16 protein-coding genes and 1 pseudogene are annotated in these 18,458 nt (G+C 75.2%); 12 read left to right on the top strand and 5 right to left on the bottom strand.

From position 1 onward, the window contains the following. The first annotated feature begins 178 nt into the window (after positions 1–178). On the top strand, positions 179–1,057 hold the full coding sequence (locus tag ACFYZ3_RS19085) for a serine hydrolase (RefSeq protein WP_388518868.1): 879 nt from the start codon (positions 179–181) through the stop codon (positions 1,055–1,057). Between the two features lie 49 nt (positions 1,058–1,106). After that, positions 1,107–1,679: pseudogene (locus ACFYZ3_RS19080) on the top strand (hypothetical protein); the annotation flags it as partial. A 39-nt stretch (positions 1,680–1,718) separates the two neighbouring features. Here the strand turns inward: ACFYZ3_RS19080 and ACFYZ3_RS19075 are convergent. Further along, positions 1,719–1,988 (bottom strand): glycosyl hydrolase family 28-related protein, encoded by a 270-nt coding sequence (locus tag ACFYZ3_RS19075; RefSeq protein ID WP_388518865.1) that lies wholly within the window; start codon positions 1,986–1,988, stop codon positions 1,719–1,721. Between the two features lie 194 nt (positions 1,989–2,182). On the opposite strand from ACFYZ3_RS19075, the gene ACFYZ3_RS19070 reads away from it, so the two are divergent. From ACFYZ3_RS19070 to ACFYZ3_RS19045, 6 genes are all read left to right on the top strand, one after another. Continuing rightward, positions 2,183–2,554, top strand: a complete 372-nt coding sequence (locus ACFYZ3_RS19070) for a DUF6479 family protein (protein ID WP_162495199.1) — start codon at positions 2,183–2,185, stop codon at positions 2,552–2,554. Positions 2,555–2,558: 4 nt separating this feature from the next. Then, positions 2,559–3,686: a M24 family metallopeptidase gene (locus ACFYZ3_RS19065; RefSeq protein WP_388518862.1), complete on the top strand. Its 1,128-nt coding sequence runs from the start codon at positions 2,559–2,561 to the stop codon at positions 3,684–3,686. Between the two features lie 215 nt (positions 3,687–3,901). Further along, complete coding sequence (gene thrS, locus ACFYZ3_RS19060; protein WP_388518859.1) at positions 3,902–5,125, top strand: threonine--tRNA ligase; 1,224 nt, start codon at positions 3,902–3,904, stop codon at positions 5,123–5,125. A 304-nt stretch (positions 5,126–5,429) separates the two neighbouring features. After that, positions 5,430–6,410 (top strand): nucleoside hydrolase, encoded by a 981-nt coding sequence (locus tag ACFYZ3_RS19055; RefSeq protein WP_388518856.1) that lies wholly within the window; start codon positions 5,430–5,432, stop codon positions 6,408–6,410. A 100-nt stretch (positions 6,411–6,510) separates the two neighbouring features. After that, positions 6,511–8,181, top strand: coding sequence for a glycoside hydrolase family 13 protein (locus ACFYZ3_RS19050; protein WP_388518853.1), 1,671 nt, complete (start codon positions 6,511–6,513; stop codon positions 8,179–8,181). 133 nt (positions 8,182–8,314) lie between these two features. After that, on the top strand, positions 8,315–9,313 hold the full coding sequence (locus tag ACFYZ3_RS19045; protein ID WP_388518849.1) for a hypothetical protein: 999 nt from the start codon (positions 8,315–8,317) through the stop codon (positions 9,311–9,313). A gap of 29 nt (positions 9,314–9,342) precedes the next feature. Here ACFYZ3_RS19045 and ACFYZ3_RS19040 read toward each other — a convergent pair whose 3' ends face one another. Continuing rightward, positions 9,343–10,692, bottom strand: a complete 1,350-nt coding sequence (locus ACFYZ3_RS19040) for a helix-turn-helix domain-containing protein (protein WP_388518847.1) — start codon at positions 10,690–10,692, stop codon at positions 9,343–9,345. A gap of 112 nt (positions 10,693–10,804) precedes the next feature. Between ACFYZ3_RS19040 and ACFYZ3_RS19035 the strand changes: the two genes are divergently transcribed. Both ACFYZ3_RS19035 and ACFYZ3_RS19030 read left to right on the top strand, forming a co-directional pair. Next, positions 10,805–10,981 carry a hypothetical protein gene (locus ACFYZ3_RS19035; RefSeq protein ID WP_388518844.1) on the top strand — a complete coding sequence of 59 codons (177 nt, stop codon included), beginning with the start codon at positions 10,805–10,807 and terminating at the stop codon, positions 10,979–10,981. Between the two features lie 142 nt (positions 10,982–11,123). Further along, a complete protein-coding gene (locus tag ACFYZ3_RS19030) occupies positions 11,124–12,065 on the top strand; it encodes a hypothetical protein (protein ID WP_388518843.1) in 942 nt (313 codons plus the stop codon). 15 nt (positions 12,066–12,080) lie between these two features. Here ACFYZ3_RS19030 and ACFYZ3_RS19025 read toward each other — a convergent pair whose 3' ends face one another. Together ACFYZ3_RS19025 and ACFYZ3_RS19020 are read right to left on the bottom strand one after the other, a co-directional pair. Next, the gene (locus ACFYZ3_RS19025) at positions 12,081–13,160 is read right to left on the bottom strand and encodes a hypothetical protein (protein ID WP_388518840.1); all 1,080 of its coding nucleotides are present in this window, start codon (positions 13,158–13,160) and stop codon (positions 12,081–12,083) included. Positions 13,161–13,243: 83 nt separating this feature from the next. Further along, complete coding sequence (locus tag ACFYZ3_RS19020; protein WP_388518837.1) at positions 13,244–14,503, bottom strand: PP2C family protein-serine/threonine phosphatase; 1,260 nt, start codon at positions 14,501–14,503, stop codon at positions 13,244–13,246. 93 nt (positions 14,504–14,596) lie between these two features. On the opposite strand from ACFYZ3_RS19020, the gene ACFYZ3_RS19015 reads away from it, so the two are divergent. Next, positions 14,597–15,103, top strand: coding sequence for a hypothetical protein (locus ACFYZ3_RS19015; RefSeq protein WP_388518834.1), 507 nt, complete (start codon positions 14,597–14,599; stop codon positions 15,101–15,103). Between the two features lie 72 nt (positions 15,104–15,175). Further along, on the top strand, positions 15,176–16,084 hold the full coding sequence (locus ACFYZ3_RS19010) for a hypothetical protein (protein WP_388518831.1): 909 nt from the start codon (positions 15,176–15,178) through the stop codon (positions 16,082–16,084). Positions 16,085–16,275: 191 nt separating this feature from the next. Here ACFYZ3_RS19010 and ACFYZ3_RS19005 read toward each other — a convergent pair whose 3' ends face one another. Next, positions 16,276–18,354, bottom strand: coding sequence for a PhoX family protein (locus ACFYZ3_RS19005; RefSeq protein WP_388518828.1), 2,079 nt, complete (start codon positions 18,352–18,354; stop codon positions 16,276–16,278). Positions 18,355–18,458: the final 104 nt, after the last annotated feature.

The following is an 18,458-nucleotide window of genomic DNA, read 5'->3' as shown; positions in this document are numbered from 1 at the left end:
GGGCGTGCACCGCCACGACCGCCCGGACAGCAGGTGCCGGCCCCGGCACCGAAGGCCCGACCACTACCGCCGACACCGCCCTCCGCGGCGCCCACCGAAACACGCGCGCCCGGACCGGGGCCCGCACCGCCACGACCGCCCGGCCGGTGGGGCCCGGCGCGGCATCGGAGGGCCGGTCATGACCGACACCGTCGCCGCCGCCCGGCTGGACGCCGCGTTCGCCGATGCCGGGGTCACCGGGTGGCTGCACGCCGTGGACATCGACTCGGGGGCGCAGGTCGGGGCCGGGGCGGACCAGCTGGTCTGCACGGCCAGTGTCCACAAGCTGTGCGTGCTGGTGACGCTGCACGAGCTGGCGGCGGCCGGGGAGCTGGACCTCACCGAGCGGATCGAGTGCCCGCCGACCGGACGCACCCCGGGGCCCACCGGACTCGCGGCCATGCTCGACCCGGTCCTGCTGTCCCTGCGCGACGCCGCGTTCCTGATGATGTCCGTCAGCGACAACACCGCCGCCGACCTGCTGCTGCGCCGGGTCGGCCTGGACGCCGTCAACCGCACCACGGCCCGGCTCGGCCTCACCCGGACGCGGGCGGTGCACGGCTTCGGCGAGATGCTGGGCACCATGCGCGAGGACGCCGGGCCCGAGGGTGCCCGGGCGCTGACCGACCCGCACGTCATCACCCGGCTGCGCGCCCTGGACCCGGCCCGCACCAACCACAGCACTCCCCGGGACATGACGCGTCTGCTCGGCGCGATGTGGCGGGACGAGGCCTGCCCGCCCGAGTACGGCGCCGCGATGCGCCGGATCATGGGACTCCAGGTGTGGCCGCACCGCCTGGCCTCGGGCTTCCCCTTCGACGACGTGCACGTGGCCGGCAAGACCGGCAGCCTGCCCACCCTGCGCAACGAGGTCGGCGTCGTCGAGTACCCCGACGGCGGCCGCTACGCCGTGGCCGTCTTCACCCGCACCGCCCACACCGCGGCCGTACTCCCGGCGGCGGACGCGGTGATCGGCACCGCGGCCCGGATCGCGGTGGACGCCCTGCGGGCACCCTGACGGCCGAGGGCACCGGGGTTGGCCGTTCGTCGTGCCGGGCCCGTCCGGGGTGGCGGTGCGTACCCGACTCAAGCAGCTCACCACCACCGACGTGGAGGTACTGCGGCAGGTCGGCGCGCATCTGGGCGCACTCGCGTCCCGTGACCTGACAGCGCGCTGTCGTGACGGGCTGGATCATGATGCCGGGGCGTGGGCGGTGCGCAAGCGCGCGCTGACACCCCATTCGTCGGCCCGTTGGGCGGGTGCGATCACCAAGGCGTCGCATGATCAGTGGGCGCTGGCCCGGCGTAGTGCCCACGCGTATCTCCAGTCGTTGGAGGCGGGGGTGCGGACGCTGGACCACCGGCTGTCGCTCCCGATCGGGGAGAAGGGGGCGAAGCGTGCTCCTGGTGGTTATCGCAGTCGGCGGGAGTGGCATGCCAAGGCCCGGCGCCTGCACGTGCTGGAGGACCGGCTGGCGCGGGCACGCGTGGACTGGGAGGCCGGGCGGGTGTGCGTGGTGCGGGGTGGCAAGCGGCTGGCCCGCGCGCGGCACCATCTGACGGATGCCGGGCTCACCGAGGCCCGGTGGCGTGAGCGGTGGGAGGCGGCACGCTGGTTCGTGCAGGCGGACGGGGAGTCCGTTCGGGATGTCCGCAGTGCACGGGAATGGGTCCAAGACTCACTCCTGCTCACTGAACAGGAACGGTCGGAGAGCTCGAAGCAGGTGGCGCCGTCCGGCGCCGATCAGCGAGACGCCGCTGCGCCAGAGCACCGGCTCGTTCCGGATCACGTACCGCCCGGTGGGCACGCGCACCGTGCGCGGCCGCCCGTCCTCGGCGGTGGCGTCGCCCAGCGCGTCCACCAGCTCCTGAAGGGCCGGCCGGTCGTCGGCGGCGCCGTCCCCGACCAGCCCGTACTCATGGGCGTCCGCCGTCAACGGCGCGGTCATGGGCTGCTCCTTCCACCGGTGACGCGGGACGGACGGCGGCCCGAGGCCGGCAGCGCCCCGTGCCGACCGTGTACCAGCCACCGGCCCGCCCCAATCGCGGGTTCGCGCGTCAGGACACAGGCATGGACACCGGCAAGGACACAGGAAGGGACATATCAGGCGCTTTATCTCATTTGGGGGTACATAATCAGAACATGAGTACGGCAACGTATGTACTGCTGGCCGCGCCCTCGGGCGGAGCCAAAGTGACAGTGGTCTTCATCATCGGACTGGTGATCGCCGGGGCGTTGGTCTGGGCCGTACGCGTCGGCATGCGGGTCATGGACCGGGAGCCGGACCGCCCCCGCGCCGACGAACAGCCGCACCTCCCGGACACCGGGGCCGTCCACGAGGAGCGCGAGATGCGCGAACCCGACGAGATCCCACTGAACAACGACGGGAGCCCGCGGCTCATGCCCTACGAGCTGCACCACTCGGGCAGCCGCCGCGGCGAGGACCAGAAGCGGCGCCGCTGGCTCCCGGGGTCGAGCGGGGCCTTCGGCAGCGGTGGGCCGGGACACGTCTGAGGCCGTGGGTGACGCCGCCCCCGGCGCCTTCACGGACGAGGTCTACGCGGCCCGCATGGACCGCACCGCCTACGAGGCCGCCGCCCTCGGGCTCGCCGGAGTGCTGGTGACCCCCGGCCCCGACCTGGTGTGGCTGTGCGGCTACCGGCCCACCGCCCCCACCGAACGCCTCACCCTCCTCGTCCTCACCGCCACCTCCCAGCCCCGGCTGCTGGTGCCCGCGATCGACCGCCCGTCCGCCGAGGCGGCCCCCGGCGCGGGCGCGATACGGGTCTCCGACTGGTGGGAGGGGCAGGACGCCTACGCCGCCGCGGCCGGTCTGCTGCGCCCGCACGGCCGGTACGCCGTCTCCGACGCGACGTGGGCCCTGCACCTGCTCTGCCTCCAGGCGTCCCTGCCGCTGGCCACCTACCAGCCGCTGTCCGTCGTGCTGCCCATGCGGCGCGCGGTGAAGGACGAGCAGGAGGTGGCCCGGCTGACGGCCGCGGCAGCGGCGGCGGACACCGCGTACGAGGAGGTCCTCGGGCTGCGTTTCGGCGGGCGCAGCGAGCGCGAGCTGGCCACCGACCTGGCCGGGCTGCTGCGCGCGCACGGCCACAGCCGCGTCGACTTCACGGTGGTCGGCGCCGGACCCCACGCGGCCGACCCGCACCACCGGCCCGGCGACCGGATCATGGGGGACGGGGACATGGTCGTCCTGGACTTCGGCGGCCTCAAGGACGGCTACGGCTTCGACATCGCCCGCACCGTCCACGTCGGGGCACCGACGGACGAGGAGCGCCGGGTCCACGAGACCGTCCGGGCCGCACAGCGGGCGGCCTTCGAGGCGGTGCGGCCCGGGGTGTCCTGCCAGGAGGTCGACCGGGCGGCCCGCGCGGTGATCGAGGAGGCCGGGCACGCCGGGCACGGCGCGCACCGCACCGGCCACGGCGTCGGCGTCACCACCCACGAGCCGCCCTATCTGGTGGAGGGCGAGGAACAGCCCCTCGAACCGGGCATGTGCTTCTCCATCGAGCCCGGCATCCACCTCCCGGACCGCTTCGGCGTCCGCATCGAGGACGTCGTGACCTGTACGGAGGACGGGGGCCGACGGCTCAACACCACCTCGCACGAGCTGGCGATCGTGCGCTGACGCCTCCGCGGGCGGGCCGGGGAAATCGGCTCGCGTCCGCGCCCGGCGTCCCCGTACCGTCGTCCGCATGACGCACGTCAGCCCCTTCTTGGAGACGACGCCGGGTACCGTCCCGGCGCGCTGACTGCTGACCAGAAGTCCGAAGCCCCGGGGCGAGCGCCCCGGGGCTTCGTCGCGTGGTGCTCGTCCTGTGGACGATTCCGAGGGAGACCACGATGCACCACGAGGACCACCGGCGGCTCGGCCGCGAACTGGCGCTGTTCGACACCGACCCCCTCATGGGCGCCGGCCTGCCGTACTGGCTGCCCGACGGCGCGGTCGTGCGCCACACCCTGGAGGAGTACGTCCGCGAGGCGGAGCGCCGGGCCGGCTACCGGCACGTCTACTCGCCCGTCCTCGGCAAACGCGAGCTGTACGAGATCTCGGGGCACTGGGAGCACTACCGCGACGACATGTTCCCGCCGATGCAGCTGGGCGCCGAGGAGGTCGTGCTGCGCCCGAGCCTGTGCCCGCACCACGCCCTGGTCTACCGCTCCCGCGCCCGCAGCCACCGCGAACTGCCCCTGCGCATCGCCGAGCTGGGCGCCATGTACCGCTCCGAACCCTCCGGCGTCCTCGGCGGACTGACCCGCGTGCGGGCCATCCACCTCAACGACGCCCACATCTTCTGCACCCCGGACCAGGCCGCCGCCGAGGCCCGCGCCGCCCTCGGGCTCATCCGCCGCGCCCACGCCGACCTCGGCATCCGGGCCGCCCGCCACCGCCTGTCCCTGCCGGGTCCCGGCGGCAAGTACGTCGCCGACCCGGAGCTGTGGCGGCGGGCCACCGCGCTGCTCCGCGAGGCCCTGGAGGGGCTGCCGTACGAGGCGGTGGAGGGCGAGGCCGCCTTCTACGGCCCCAAGATCGACGTGCAGATCGAGGACGCGGCCGGACGCGAGTCCACCTTGTCCACCGTCCAGATCGACTTCCACCAGCCCGAACGCTTCGGCCTGCGCTACCTCGGCCCCGACGGCGCCAGGCACCGCCCGGTCATGGTGCACCGCAGCATCATCGGCAGCGTGGAACGAGCGGTCGCCCACCTGATCGAAGTGCACGGCGGCGCGTTCCCGGCGTGGCTGGCCCCGGTGCAGCTGGTGGTGCTGCCGGTGGCCGGGGCGCAGCGGGAGGCGGCGTACGCCCTTCTGCGGCAGGCCGACGGCCTGGGCCTGCGCGCCGAGGTCGCCGACCCGGAGCGCGGCAGCCTCGGTGCCCGGGTCCGGGCGGCGCGGAAGGTGCCGTACCAGGCGGTGATCGGCGCCCGGGAGGCGCAGCACGGCGACCTCGTCGACGTACGCCTGCGCGACGGCCGCAGGCCGGGGCAACTGTCCGGCACCGAGCTGCTGCACCGCATCACCGCCCGCGTCGCGGCACGCGGCCCCGAGCTGTGGCCGTCCGACTGAGCCCGCGCTCCCCGTGCGGGGCCACGGACCCGGCGTTCCGCGCCGGGGACCGCGGCCCCTGCGCACCGGCCGCCGGGGCGGACCCGCGCACCCGGCGCCGAGCCGCCGCGGCCGCCCGCGGACCGGACGGGACACGCGGCCCGAGCCGCGCGACCCCGCCTGCCCGCGCCGGGGGGCCGCGGCGTCCGTGCGCCGCGCGCCGGGCGGGCAGGCGCCGTCGTGGTGCCGAGCCGCGGGGACCCGCCCGGGCCCGCGTAGGGTCACCGGCATCGGCGTCCCCGCGAAGTACAAGGAGCCCCCGGCCGTGAGCACCGTCTCCGAGCAGCAGCAGCCCATTCCGGTGATCATCGACTGCGACACCGGCATCGACGACGCCCTGGCCCTGCTGCTGGCGGTCCGGCACCCGCGCCTCGACCTGCGCGCGGTCACCTGCGTGGCCGGGAACACCGACGTGGCGGGGGTCGTGCGGAACACGCTGACCGTGCTGGAGCGGGCCGGTGCCCCGGACGTCCCCGTCGCCCGGGGTGCCGAGCGGCCGCTGATCGAGGGCGTGCGCACCGCGCGGCACGTGCACGGGGCCGACGGCATGGGCGACCTCGGGCTGCCCGCGCCCACCCGCGCCCCCGCCGACGTGGACGCGGTGACGCTGCTGCGCCGGGAGATCCTCGCCTCCCCGCGGCCGGTCACCCTGATCCCCACCGCGCCGCTGACCAACATCGCGCTGCTGCTGCGCACCCACCCGGAGGTCACCGCCAACATCGAGCGGATCGTGTTCATGGGCGGCGCGGTGGCCACCGGGAACGCGACGCCGGTCGCCGAGTTCAACGTGTGGCACGACCCCGAGGCGGCCGCGATCCTGCTCACCGCCGGGGTGCCGATCACGATGTACGGGCTCGACGTGTTCGAGCGCGTGATCGTGCCCGGCCCGGACGTCCGGCGGCTGCGCGCGAGCGCCGAGCCCGGCACCCGGCTCGCCGGGGAGCTGCTCGCCCACCGCGGCCCCGCCACCGACGCCACGGACCCCGGCGGCGGGCTCGGCGACGCGGGCGCGGTCTGCGCGGTGATCGACCCGGCGGGCCTGACCACGCACCGGCTGCCCGTCGAGGTGTCCCTGGCCCCCGGCCCCGCCCGCGGCCAGACCCTGGTCGACCGGCGGCTGCGCGTCGGGGAGTCCGAACTGCACGACGGCATGCGCGAACAGGCCCTGGTCGACGTGGCGTTGGACGTGGACGTGGCCCGGTACGTGGACCTGTACCTCGGCACGGTCGAGCGCACGGAGGCGTAGTCACCGGCGCGTCGCGGGCGCACGGGTTCCCTTTTCGGGTGATCTGGACAGACGTACCAGATCAGTTCGTGTCGCCCGCACGCATCGCGAAGGAGGCCGCGTGACCGTACGCAGCACCGCCAGCACCCCCGACCTGTCGTCCAAGGACCCCAACTGGTGGCGGCAGGCCGTCATCTACCAGGTCTATCCCCGCAGCTTCGCCGACGCCGACGGCGACGGGCTCGGCGACCTGCGCGGCGTCACCCAGCGCCTGACCCACCTCGCCGCCCTCGGCGTCGACGCCCTGTGGCTCAGCCCGTTCTACCCGTCCGAACTCGCCGACGGCGGCTACGACGTCGACGACTACCGCGACGTCGACCCGCGCCTGGGCACGCTGGACGACTTCGACGCCATGGCCGCCGAGGCCCACCGGCTGGGCCTGAAGGTGATCGTCGACCTGGTGCCCAACCACACCTCGCACCGCCACGCCTGGTTCCGGGAGGCCCTGGCCGCCGGTCCCGGGTCGGCCGCCCGCGACCGGTACGTCTTCCGCGACGGCCGCGGCGCGCACGGCGAACTGCCGCCCACCGACTGGCAGTCCGTCTTCGGCGGCAGCGCCTGGCAGCGGGTGCCCGACGGACAGTGGTACCTGCACCTGTTCGCGCCCCAGCAGCCCGACCTGAACTGGGAGAACGAACAGGTCCGCGCCGACTTCCGGACCACGCTGAAGTTCTGGTGCGACCGGGGCGTCGACGGCTTCCGCGTCGACGTCGCGCACGCGCTGGTCAAGGACCTGACCGAGCCGCTGCGCGACCTGGGCGCCCCCGAGCTGAGCGGCGAGGCGGCCCTGGACCGGTTCGCGCCGGGCACCCACCCGTTCTACGACCGCGACGACGTCCACGAGGTCTACCGCGACTGGCGCAAGATCCTCGACGCCTACACCCCGCCCCGCACGGCCGTCGCCGAGGCCTGGGTCCCGGGCCCCCGGCGCGTGCTGTACGCCCGTCCGGACGAACTCGGCCAGGCCTTCAACTTCGAGTACCTCCAGACCGGCTGGGACGCGGCCGAGCTGCGCGAGGTCATCACCGGCTCGCTGGCCGACGCGCGGGCCGCGGGCGCCTCGGCGACCTGGGTGCTGTCCAACCACGACGTCGTCCGGCACGCCACCCGCCTGGTCCTGCCCCCGGGCACGGACACCGACGCCTGGCTGCTGTCCGGCGGCCACGCGCCCGCCGTCGACCCGGCGGCCGGACTGCGCCGGGGCCGCGCGGCGACGCTGCTGATGCTGGCGCTGCCCGGCTCGGCCTACCTCTACCAGGGCGAGGAGCTGGGGCTGCCCGAGGTGGCCGACCTGCCCACCGAGGTCCTCCAGGACCCGATCTGGGAGCAGACCGGCCACGTCCGCAAGGGCCGCGACGGCTGCCGGGTGCCGCTGCCCTGGACGACGGAGGGGCCCTCGTACGGCTTCGGTGCGGGCGCGGCGTGGCTGCCGCAGCCGCCGGGCTTCGCGGCGTACGCGGTCCAGGCCCAGGACGGGGTGGCGGGCTCGACGCTGGAGCTGTACCGCACGGCGCTGCGCCTGCGCCGCAAGCTGCTCGACGGCGAGTCGCTGACCTGGTCGGACGACGTACCGGCGGGGGTGCTGCGGTTCGACCGCTCGGACGGCTGGCGCTGCGTCACCAACCTCTCCGGCACCGCGGTCGACCTGCCGGCCGGTGAGGTACTGCTCAGCAGCGCGCCCCTGGAGGACGGCCGGCTGGGCCCGGACACGACGGTGTGGCTGGGCCTGTAAGCGGTCCGCGCGGTCGCCCGGCACGCTCACCCGGACGGCCGCGCACGCTGGTGGCGGGCCCGGGACGGTGGTGCCGTGGAAGCGTGACCGATCCTGAACGGCGCCGGTCGCACCGGCCCTCCAGGAGGCACCGATGCAGCACGCCCCCGCCGCCCGCCCGTCACACACCCGTACGCCCCGCCCGCCACACACCCGTACGCCCCGCCCGCCACTCGGCACCGCCACCTGCCCGCTGCTCGGCGACACCGCCCCTCCGCCGGTCGGCACCGCCACCCGCCCGGCACTCGTCGCCCCCGTTCACCCGCCCCTCGGCCCCACCGTCCACCCGCCGCACCGCGCCGCCCTCCGTCCGCTGCTCGGTGCCGCGATGGCGGCGGTGCTGGTGCTGGCGGCGAGCGCCTGTGCCGTCGGCGGGCGGGGGACGGGCCGGCCGGTCCGTCCGGTGCCGCCGACCGCGCAGTCACCCGCCGCGCTTCCGTCACCCGATCTGCCGCCGGTGCTCACCCGGGGGCAGGCGCGGGCGGCCCTGGTCACGGCGGCCGACCTGGGGGAGGGGTGGGAGCCGACGCGGGGTGCCGCGACCTGGCGCGACGAACTGCTCAAGGCCACCGCCGAACGGCCCGACTGCCGACGGCTGCTGGACATCCTCTACACCGAGGACCTCTTCGGCGCGGGCGCCGCCACCGCGCCCCGCGCCACGGCCGCCCTGGACGACGCGGAGGACGGGGCCCAGCTGCACTACCGCGTCACCTCCTACCGCGCCGCCGACCTCGACCGGACCCTGGCGTGGCTCGGGACGCTGCCGGACACGTGCGGGCACTTCACGGCCCGGCCCGCCCGAGGCACCGCCCGGGACGTCCGCGTCACCGGCCTGACCCTGCCGGAGGCGGGGGACGCCCGCCGGGGACTGCGGGTGACGGTGGGCGGCACCGCGCCGGACGACGGCTCCGGCGGGGACGCCCGCGACGAGATCCTCACCGTCGACCTGGTCGCCGTCCGCCTCGGCGACGACGCGATCAGCCTCACCAACGGCACCCTCGGCGAACCGGCCGACGCAGCCACCCGGACGTCCGTCGAGGTGGGCACCGGCCGCCTGGCGGAGGCCCGGCGACAGGGCCGGGCCCAGGTCTAGCGCCGCGTCGGGGCCCTCACGGGCGGGGGCTACAGCGGCGGCTGGGCGGGTGCCGGGCCCAGGGTGGTCGTGCCGGGCGCGGTGCGGTGCCCGAGGCCGGTGCGGTAGGCGTCCAGGGCGGCCTCGACGCGGCCGGTGCGGCGCAGCAGGTCGCCGAGGAGGCGGCACAGGTCGGCCAGGTCACCGGCGGCGCCGGCCCGTTCCAGCAGGCTCAGCGCACGGACGTAGTGCTCCTCGGCGGCCTCGGTGTCCCGGGCGTCCTCGGCGATGATGCCGAGCAGCCGGTGCGCGCCCGCGGAGTGCACGGCGCCGCGCTCGGAGGAGAGGTCGTCGAGGACACCGTGCAGCAGCTCGGCGGCCTCCTCGGACTTGCCGCGCCGGTGCAGTACGTCGGCCAGCTCGACGGCGACCTGACTGCTGTACAGGGCGGCACGGGTGGCCGAGAGCATGGCGAGGGCCTCGCGCATCTCCGCCTCCGCGCGCGGCAGTTCGCCGTTCTGGGCGCAGACGTAGCCCCGCATCCAGTGGCAGTTGGCCAGCTCGGTGCCCAGTTGCAGCGTGCGGTACAGCTCGGCCGCCTTGGCGAGCGAGGCGTCGGCCTCGGCGAGGCGGCCCTCGGCGAGCAGGGTGCGGGCGACCGAGCGGTGCATGCGGGCCACCAGCGCGGGGTCACCGGCGCTGGGCGCGAGGGCGAGGGCGAGTTCGGCGGCCTGGGCGGCGCGCGCGTGGGCGCCCATGTCCATGTACGGGCCGATCGCGCTGGCGTAGAGCAGCAGCAGCGCGTCGGGGTCGTGCAGGCCGCCGCGGTTCAGCTCGTCGAGGGTGGACTCCAGCAGGTAGACGGCGTACCGCAGTTCACCGGCGAGGTAGTGGGCCAGCGCCCGTCCGCGCAGGGCGGGGACCCGGGCGGGCAGCGGGGCGCCGGACTCCACGAGGCACTGCTCGGCCCGCTCGAAGTACTGCCGTCCCGCGGCCAGTTCACCGGTCTCCACGGCACACTCGCCGAGCCCGAGCAGCGCGGCGGCCCGCTCCTCGGCCAGCTCGTACGTCTCGGCCTCGGCGAGCAGCCCGGTGTACTGCGCGGCCGCCTGCTCCGCGCCCTCGGTGGCGAGGGTGCGCTGCGCCTCGGTGAGCCTGAGCCGCAGGTCGGTGGCGAGGCGGGCGGGGCGTCCGGTGGCCAGCTCCTCGTAGCCGACGCCGAGGCGGTCGGCGAGGTGCCGCAGCGCCTCGTCGGAGGGGCGGACGCGGCCGGCCTCCAGGGTGGAGATGTAGGCGGGTGTGTACGCCGGTTCCGCGAGCTGGCGCTGGGTCATCCCACGCTCGGCCCGCAGCCGCTGCACCCGGCGTCCGATGGCGTTTCGGTCGTCACGGTCCCCCACTGCCAACTCCCCATGAGGCTCTTGCCGTTCGGCGCGGACGGCTCTAGGTTAAACCGCGTATTAAGCGCGCTTAACCGCGCTTGACACAATCCCTCATCCCGCAGAGGACACCGTGCCCGTACGCTTCCGCACCGCCGAACGTTACGCCAGAGCGCTCGCCGCCGCCGTCGCCGCCGTGATCTGCCTGCTGCTGGCCTCGAACGCGGGCCCGACGGCCGCGGCCGGCTCCCCCGCCCCGGCCGGGGAGAGCGCCCCGCGCCTGGGCGAACCGGCCTCGGTGCAGCGCTGAGGGGCGCGGGGGCAGCGGCGAGGGCGACGGACACTGCCCCAAAGGCCACGGATCATGCCCGTCGCCCACTCCTCTCCTCGGTCGCACTCCGATAAACAGACGGGTCAAGCCCTGACGGGATCCGGCGCGGAGAGGAGCCGACGTGCGGACACACCACCGGCACGAAGAACGGGAGTCGGCCGCCGCGCCACGGCGAACCGTCCGCCGCCCCGAGCAGGACCCGGGAGCGGCTCGGCTGCTCGGTCTGCAGGAGAGCGCCGGGAACGACGCCGTCACGGAGTCGCTCCGCCGGTCCGGACATCCGGGCCTGCTGCACGGGGCCCCCGTACAGCGTGCGCCCAAGCGCGGCCACGAGGAGAGCACCGAGGGCGAGATCGACCCGCTCGCGGTGAGCATGCTCGGGGAGCCGCTCGGGCACGAGGACACCTACAAGGGTGGCAGAGGACGCAAACTGCCGAAGGACCGCGAGCAGGCCGCGTGCTGGGAGTGGGCGGTGCGAGCGGCCACGGACGACACCGGAAGCACCCACGGCGACTGCTGGGACTACCTGACCAGCATGCCCTTCGTCGACGACAGCAAGCTCGACCAGCTCGCTCCCGCGGTGAAGGCCGAACTGGGCCAGCTGCGGGCCTCCATCACGGCCGCCGGACTGGCCTTCGACCCCGACAGGAGGCGGCCACCCCCCGAAGGGGACGTCGAGCCGTTCATGGAACGTTCGGTGCACGCCTTCGTGACCTCCCACGGCCTGCGGATCGCCACCGGCCGCCCGGCGGCCTGGATCGTGTGCAACTACAAGGTGAGCGCCGGTGTCGCCGCCCCCGACCACTTCTGGATCGAGCTGCCCGATCCGAACACCGGCGGGCGTGTGGTGCTCCAGACCGTCCCGGACATCCCGTACGTCGAGGCGGGCGGCCCGGAACTGCGCTGGCACGAGAAGGACAGCGTGAAGGAACGGCAGAGCGAGCACGAGGAACACCGGAAGATCGAGGTACCGGTCGCCGCGCTCAAAGGCCGGCACACCCAGATCATCAACAGCATCCTGGAGCGGGGCCGCCGCACCCGGGCCAGGGCCGGACGCGCCTAGCGGGTGCCGGTCGGCTCAGCCCTGGGTCTGCAAGCGGCTCAGTTCGCGCTGTACGTGGTCCAGGGCACCCTCGCGGCGGCCCGGCACGCGGCCGCGCAGCGCGGCGAGGGCCGCGCCCAGTTCGCGGGCCGGTCCGGCGTCGCGGATCCGCCCCCACTGGTGGTGAGCCCGGTCGACGGCCGCCTCCACGGCGGGCGCCTGCGGGGGCTGCCCGGCGCCGAGCCGGGCCTCGGCCACCGCCAGCCAGGACCGGCAGCTGCGCACCGGGTCCCCCGCGAACATCGCCAGGTCGGCCCGGACCTCCGTCCAGTGCAGCGCGTCCTCGGAGGCGGGCCCGTGCGCGTGGGCCGCACCCCGCTCGTGCCGGGCGGCGAGCGCGTCGGCGTCCCCGTGCCGCCCGGAGCGCACCGCGGCGGCGATGACGGCGTGCGGGTCGCCCGCCACCGGCCCCGGCGCCGTCAGCACCAGGTCGGCGCCGGTCACCGCGCCGCTGCCCGGGGCGTCGGCGGCGGCGCGGGCCAGCGCCTGCTGGTGCAGCTCGTCCGGCGGCGGCCGGTGCCCGCTGCGCAGGATCGTCGCCACGCCCCGCATGTACGACGGGACGGCCACCGCCCGCCGTGCGGGCGGCGGCGCGACGCGGCCGTAGACGGCGTTGTTGCGCCCGGAGTCCAGCGGGCTGGTCCGCAGCCACTGCCAGGTCTCGTGGTCGGCGTGCAGATCGAGCAGCAGCGTCGTCGCGCCGCTCGGCCGCAGCCGCAGCTCCTCGCGGATCCAGTGCCAGGGCAGCGCCGTGTAGCGGACGGTCGACGGGGTCGTGCGGGCCAGCGCCAGATGCGGCAGGCGCTGGCGCCGGTCCAGCTGGAGCTGACCGGCGACGTAGACCGTGAGCGGTCCGGGGGCCGCCGCCGCGGCCCGCAGCCGGGTCAGGACGGCCTGCGGCTCCAGCGGGTCGGCGAGTTCGACGACGTTCGCCGTGTCCGTGCCGGAGAGCACGGCGGGCGGCACGGCCGCGAGCACGGGGAGCACGGAGGCGGCGTCCACCAAACACCCGCGGCCCACGGGCGCCGCCGCGAGCAGCAGCACGGTTCCGGGCATGTCCCTGTCCCCTCCCCCTGTCGGTCACACACGTCGATCACGTACGGCAGCACCGTAACCGCTGCGGCTGCGAAGCGGGGCACTCAGCCGCCGTCGGCCGGCTCCCGGCCGGCCGGTGTCCGCCGTACCGCGAAGACCGTGGTGTCGTCGGCCACCCGCCCCCGGCAGTGCCGCAACGTGCCGTCCCGGACGAGGGACACCAGCCGCGCGGGCACGGCACTGCGCGGGTCGACGGCGAGGGCGACGGTGATGTCGTCGGCCGGCCGGTAGAAGACCCCGCCGGGGTCCCGGGCCTCGGTCACCCCGTCGGTGACCAGCAGCAGCGTCTCGTCCTCGGCCAGGTGCAGCCGGTGCACCGGCGGCGTCCCGGACCGGCCGGTGGGCGCCAGTTCGGCCATGCCCAGCGGCAGCCCGCCCACGACCGGCAGCAGGCGCACCCCGCGCGGGCCCACCGCCATCGGGGGTTCGTGACCGAAGACGACGGCGTCCACGGCGTCCGGCAGACCGGGCGGGAAACCGATCAGCACGGCGGTGGCGAACCGGTCGCCGTCGGCCCGGCCGAGCCCCGCGGTGTGCTCGCGGTGGCGGATCATGCGGGTCTCCAGGCGTTCGGCGACCGTCGCGAGGTCCGCTTCGTGGTAGCCGGCCTCGCGGAAGGTGCCGAGCAGCGCGGCAGCCGTCTCCACCGCGCCGAGACCCTTGCCCTGCACGTCGCCGACGAGGACCCGGGTCCCGTGCGGTCCGGGCTGGATGTCGTAGAAGTCGCCGCCGACGCGGGCCTCGCTGTCCGCCGAGAGGTAGACGGCGGCGTGGTCGAGGCCGCCGAAACCCACCGGGAGCGGGCGCAGCACGGTGCGGCGGGTGGTGTCGGCGATGTCCCGCATGTGCAGCATGCGCCGCTCCCCGCCGACCCGGAACCCGGCGGCCACCACGGCGATCGCACCGCCGAGGACGACGAGGACCAGACCGGGCAGCCCGGTCTCGTCACGGTGCTGCCAGACGGTGTCGGCACAGACGTAGACGACGACCGCGAGCACGGCGAAGGCGGCCGTTCCCCGCACCCCGCAGATCGCGGCTGCGACGCCCGGCACCAGCACGGTCCAGGAGATGATCTCGAAGGCGCCGGTGGTGATGTCGCCGGCGGTGATGCCGATGAGCAGCAGCAGGGGGAACACCCAGGCCACCGTGCGTCCGCGCACACTGAGCAACTCGTGCCGGGACACGGCGTCGCCCCGGCCGGCGGCGTGCACGAGCCGACCGAGCGGCCGCCACCGGGCGCGCACCGGCCTGCGGACACGACCCCTCACGGGCCCCAGCGAAACACGCGCCCGACCGGCCCGCATCCCGACCGGCCCGCGTCCTGACTTGCCAGCCGGCGGGCCCAGGTGTGCGCTGGTAGACGGGGGCTGACGGGGCGAGGCGAGAGGAGTGCTCCCATGACTCACGCGGTACCCACACGCACGACGTCCACCGGCGCCCGCACCGGCGGCACCGGTACGGGACGGGATACGTCCGGGCGCCGGACGCCCGACGTCTTCGGCGCGCGGACCCACCTGCTGGCCAAGTGGGCGATGCCGCTGGCGATCGGTCTGGTCTACGGCTACTGGGCGGCGTCCGTCCGCCGCCACGGCGGCCCCATCACCGGCTGGAACCTGCTGTTCGGCTTCATGACGGTGCTCGCCTTCGCCCTCCTCTGGTACGCGGTCCGCGCCGTGGCCGACCGGCTGCCGCGCGAGGGCCACGCGGTGCTGTGGGGGGCGTTCGCGGGCAGCGCCCTGGGATTCCTCTACTCGGGCAGCGGCGTGGCCATGTTCACCTGCGTCCTCGTGTCCCTGCTGCTCGCGGCGGCGGTGACGGCCGGGCTGTACTACCACTACGCCACCCACCAGGACGCCGAGGAGGCCCGGGCGGCCAGGCACCGCACCCTCACCCGCACCACCTGACCGGCTCGTCCCCGGGGGCCATATGCAGTCACGCAGGTCGCCCGGCGGGGACGCGGGGGTTTGCCTGGGAGGGTGTCCCCCCGCCTCCGGAGCGCCCTGTCGGCCACCCTGATCGTCCTCGCCAGCCTGCTCGCACCGTGCGCCACGCTGGCGGGCTGGGCGATGCACGGGCCGGCCGACACGGGCCGCTACGTCGCCTCCATGGCCCCGCTCGCCGACGATCCGGACGTGCGGGACGCGGCCGCCGACACGCTGGGCGCCGGGTTCGCGGGGCTCGTCGACGAGGTCGCGGCAGGCCCCGTGAACGGCAGCGTGCGGCTCTTCGTACGGGACGCGGCCCGGTCGTTCACCCGGACCGAGGCCTTCCACGAGGGCTGGGACGCGGCGAACCGCACCGTCCACGCCGCCGTGCTGCGCGCCCTGCGGGACGACGGCGCGGCGGGGCGCGCGGTCACCGTCGACCTGGCCCCCGTCACCGAACGCGTGCGGGACCGGCTCGCCGAGGACCACGTGCCCTTCGCCCGGCGCATCCCGGTCCGCCACCTCGCGGTCACCGTGCTCTCGGGCCACGACGCGGACCGGCTCAGGAAGGGCTACCACGTGCTCGACGTCGCCGCCTTCTGGCTGCCGCTGGCGGCCGTCGTCTTCGCGGTCACCGGAATCGCCGTCGCCGCCTGCCGCCGCCGCGCCCTCACGGCCGCCGGGATCGGCACCGCCCTCGGCGGCGCCCTGCTCGCCCTGGCCGTCCTGGTCGGCCGCCGGCTCACCGTCGCCGAACTCCCCGGCCCGGTGGACGGCCCCGCCGCGGGCGCCGTGTACGACGCCCTCACCGAAACGCTGCGCGCCGCCTCCTGGCTCCTCGTCGCCCTCGGCCTCACGGTCGCCCTGGCCTCGTGGCTCACGGGCCGGTACGGGCGTCCGCCGCGCCGCCGGTCCCCCGCCGAGCCCGGCCCGCCCCGGCCGACGCGCACCCGGCTCTGAAACGCCTCGCGGGCAGCGCGCCCGGGGGGGGGTGACGTCGCGGCCCATGACCGACTACCGGACCGAGAGCGGCACGACGACCCTGTGGCGGCCCACCGGCCCCTGGCCGGCACCGGCCACCACGCACCGGTCGTCGACCTGACCCTGCACGCGGCGGCCGGCTGACCGCTCCCCTTTGCTTCCCGGCCGGCTCAGACGCCGATGTCGCGGCCGTCCGCGCGCCACACCGCCACGACCGCCGGGCGCACGATCTTCCCGGGCCCGTCGGGCCAGGTGCTGGCCGGCTGCTCCACGGAGGCACCGTCGACCTCGCCCGGGTGCTGCACGGCGACCAGCACCCGCCGGTCCTGGACGAGCGGGCCGCAGGTCTCCGCACCGGTCGGCACGGTCAGGAACTGCTTCAGCTCACCGCGCCGGTCGCCCCTGGTCGCGACGCCGAAGAGGCCGTCGTGGCTGCCGAGCGCGTTGCCGTCGGTGGAGATCCACAGGTTGCCGTGGTCGTCGAAGGCGACGTTGTCGGGGCAGGAGATCGGGCTGACCCGGTCCTTGGGGAAGCCCGCGAAGTAGGTCGCCGGGTCCTCCGGGTCACCGGCGACCAGGAACAGCGACCACCCGAAGCGGGTCGCGTCGGCCCGGTTCCAGCGCTCGGTCAGCTCCAGGACGTGGCCGTGCTTGTTGGAGTTGCGCGGGTTGGCCTCGTCGGGACCCGCGTAACCGGCCTTGCCCCGGTTGGAGTTGTTGGTGAGGGCGACGTACACCTTGCCGGTCGTCGGCGACGGCTCGATGTCCTCGGGCCGGTCCATCTTGGTGGCGCCGACCTTGTCCCCGGCGAGCCGGGTGAAGACGCACACCTCCTCGGCGCTCATCCCCTCGACGTGCGAGACGGCACCGTCCTCGGTGGCGGTGACCAGCGGAATCCACTCGCCGCCGCCGTCGAACTCGCCGTCGCGGGGCAGCGTCCCCGTCCCGTCGATCTCGATGGCCGGAGAGTCGCCGTCGAGCTTGGCGACGTACAACGTCCCCTCGTCGAGCAGCGAGAGATTGTGCTCGCGCGCCCAGCGTGAGTTCCCGTGCCGCATCCGCTTGCTGCCGACGAACTTGTAGAAGTAGTCGAACCGCTCGTCGTCGCCGGTGTAGACGACCGGCCGCCCGTCGTGCGTCAGCCGCACGGTCGCGGCCTCGTGCTTGAACCGGCCGAGCGCGGTGTGCTTGCGCGGCGTCGACTCCGGGTCGTACGGGTCCAGCTCCACGACGTACCCGAACCGGTGCACCTCGTTCGGCTCCCGGGCGACGTCGAACCGCTTGTCGAACCGCTCCCACTTCCGCTCGGTGGCCCCGGTCCCGATCCCGTACCGCTTGTCGGTGTCCCGGCTGCTGTTGGCGAAGTACTGGTTGAAGTTCTCCTCGCCGTGCAGCGTGGTGCCCCACGGGGTGGTGCCGCCGGAGCAGTTGTTGAGGGTGCCGAGCACCTTGCGGCCGCTGCGGTCGGCGGAGGTCTTCACCAGGTCGGACCCGGCGGCCGGGCCGGTCAGCCGGAACTCGCTGGTGGCGGTGACCCGCCGGTTCAGCCGGTGCCGGGACACCGCCGTGAGCCGCCCGCTCCTGCGCTCCTCCTCCACGGCGACGACGGACAGCCCGTGCGCGGCCCAGGCGATCTCGACCTGCTCGCGGGTCGGGTTCTCGGGGTCGTAGCCGCGGAACATGAGCACCTCGTCGGTGTACTCGTGGTTCGCGACGAGGAGCTGGCGGCCGTGCTCGCCCCGCAGCGGCAGCAGCGCGAGGAAGTCGTTGTTGTACCCGAACTGCCCGGCCTGCGCCCTGGCGCTCTGCTTCTCCGGGTCGAAGGCGGGCGCCCCACGCAGAATGGGTTCACCCCAACGGATGACTACGTCCTGCCGGTACCCCTCCGGAACGGTCACGGCGTCGTCGGTGTTGGGCGCGACGGGCGTGAACCGCAGCCCGCGCGCACCGGACGCCTTGGAGGGCCGCCCGTGCCCCTTTCCCGCCGCGGGCGCGGCCGTCGCCGACGGCGCCCCCGCCACACCGACGGCCCCGGCGCCCGCCGCGGCGACGGTCACGACGGCGGCGGCACGCATCATGGAACGGCGGCTGAGCGCACCGGCGATGACGTCGCCGACGTACTCGTTGGAGCTGGTGTTCGGCACCTCGTGGAAGCAGGCGTCACCACACCGGAAGCGGCAGGTCATCGCGGACCGGCCGCCAGGATGCGAACCGGACGGCGTCCCGATCAACGGCAGGAGCTTGCGCACTGTGTTCTCCCCTTGAGAATCCCTGTATGCCCTGGTGTCAGCGTGACCGTAGGCGCGCATACGTGCCGGGACCGGGCGTCGCGGTGAACGCCGGGTGAACCCGC

The organism is Streptomyces sp. NPDC001599 (assembly GCF_042893535.1).
GTDB lineage: Bacteria > Actinomycetota > Actinomycetes > Streptomycetales > Streptomycetaceae > Streptomyces.
The sequence above is the reverse complement of the archived record's forward strand: the minus strand, read 5'-3'. Positions and strand labels throughout refer to the sequence as shown.

What these genes read in the sequence shown, in the direction of transcription:
- ACFYZ3_RS19025 (WP_388518840.1), bottom strand. Translation starts at nt 13,160, where the DNA reads ATGCCCGGAACCGTGCTGCTGCTCGCGGCGGCGCCCGTGGGCCGCGGG.
- ACFYZ3_RS19070 (WP_162495199.1), top strand. Translation starts at nt 2,183, where the DNA reads ATGAGTACGGCAACGTATGTACTGCTGGCCGCGCCCTCGGGCGGAGCC.
- thrS (WP_388518859.1), top strand. Translation starts at nt 3,902, where the DNA reads ATGCACCACGAGGACCACCGGCGGCTCGGCCGCGAACTGGCGCTGTTC.
- ACFYZ3_RS19075 (WP_388518865.1), bottom strand. Translation starts at nt 1,988, where the DNA reads ATGACCGCGCCGTTGACGGCGGACGCCCATGAGTACGGGCTGGTCGGG.
- ACFYZ3_RS19015 (WP_388518834.1), top strand. Translation starts at nt 14,597, where the DNA reads ATGACTCACGCGGTACCCACACGCACGACGTCCACCGGCGCCCGCACC.
- ACFYZ3_RS19045 (WP_388518849.1), top strand. Translation starts at nt 8,315, where the DNA reads ATGCAGCACGCCCCCGCCGCCCGCCCGTCACACACCCGTACGCCCCGC.
- ACFYZ3_RS19020 (WP_388518837.1), bottom strand. Translation starts at nt 14,503, where the DNA reads ATGCGGGCCGGTCGGGCGCGTGTTTCGCTGGGGCCCGTGAGGGGTCGT.
- ACFYZ3_RS19085 (WP_388518868.1), top strand. Translation starts at nt 179, where the DNA reads ATGACCGACACCGTCGCCGCCGCCCGGCTGGACGCCGCGTTCGCCGAT.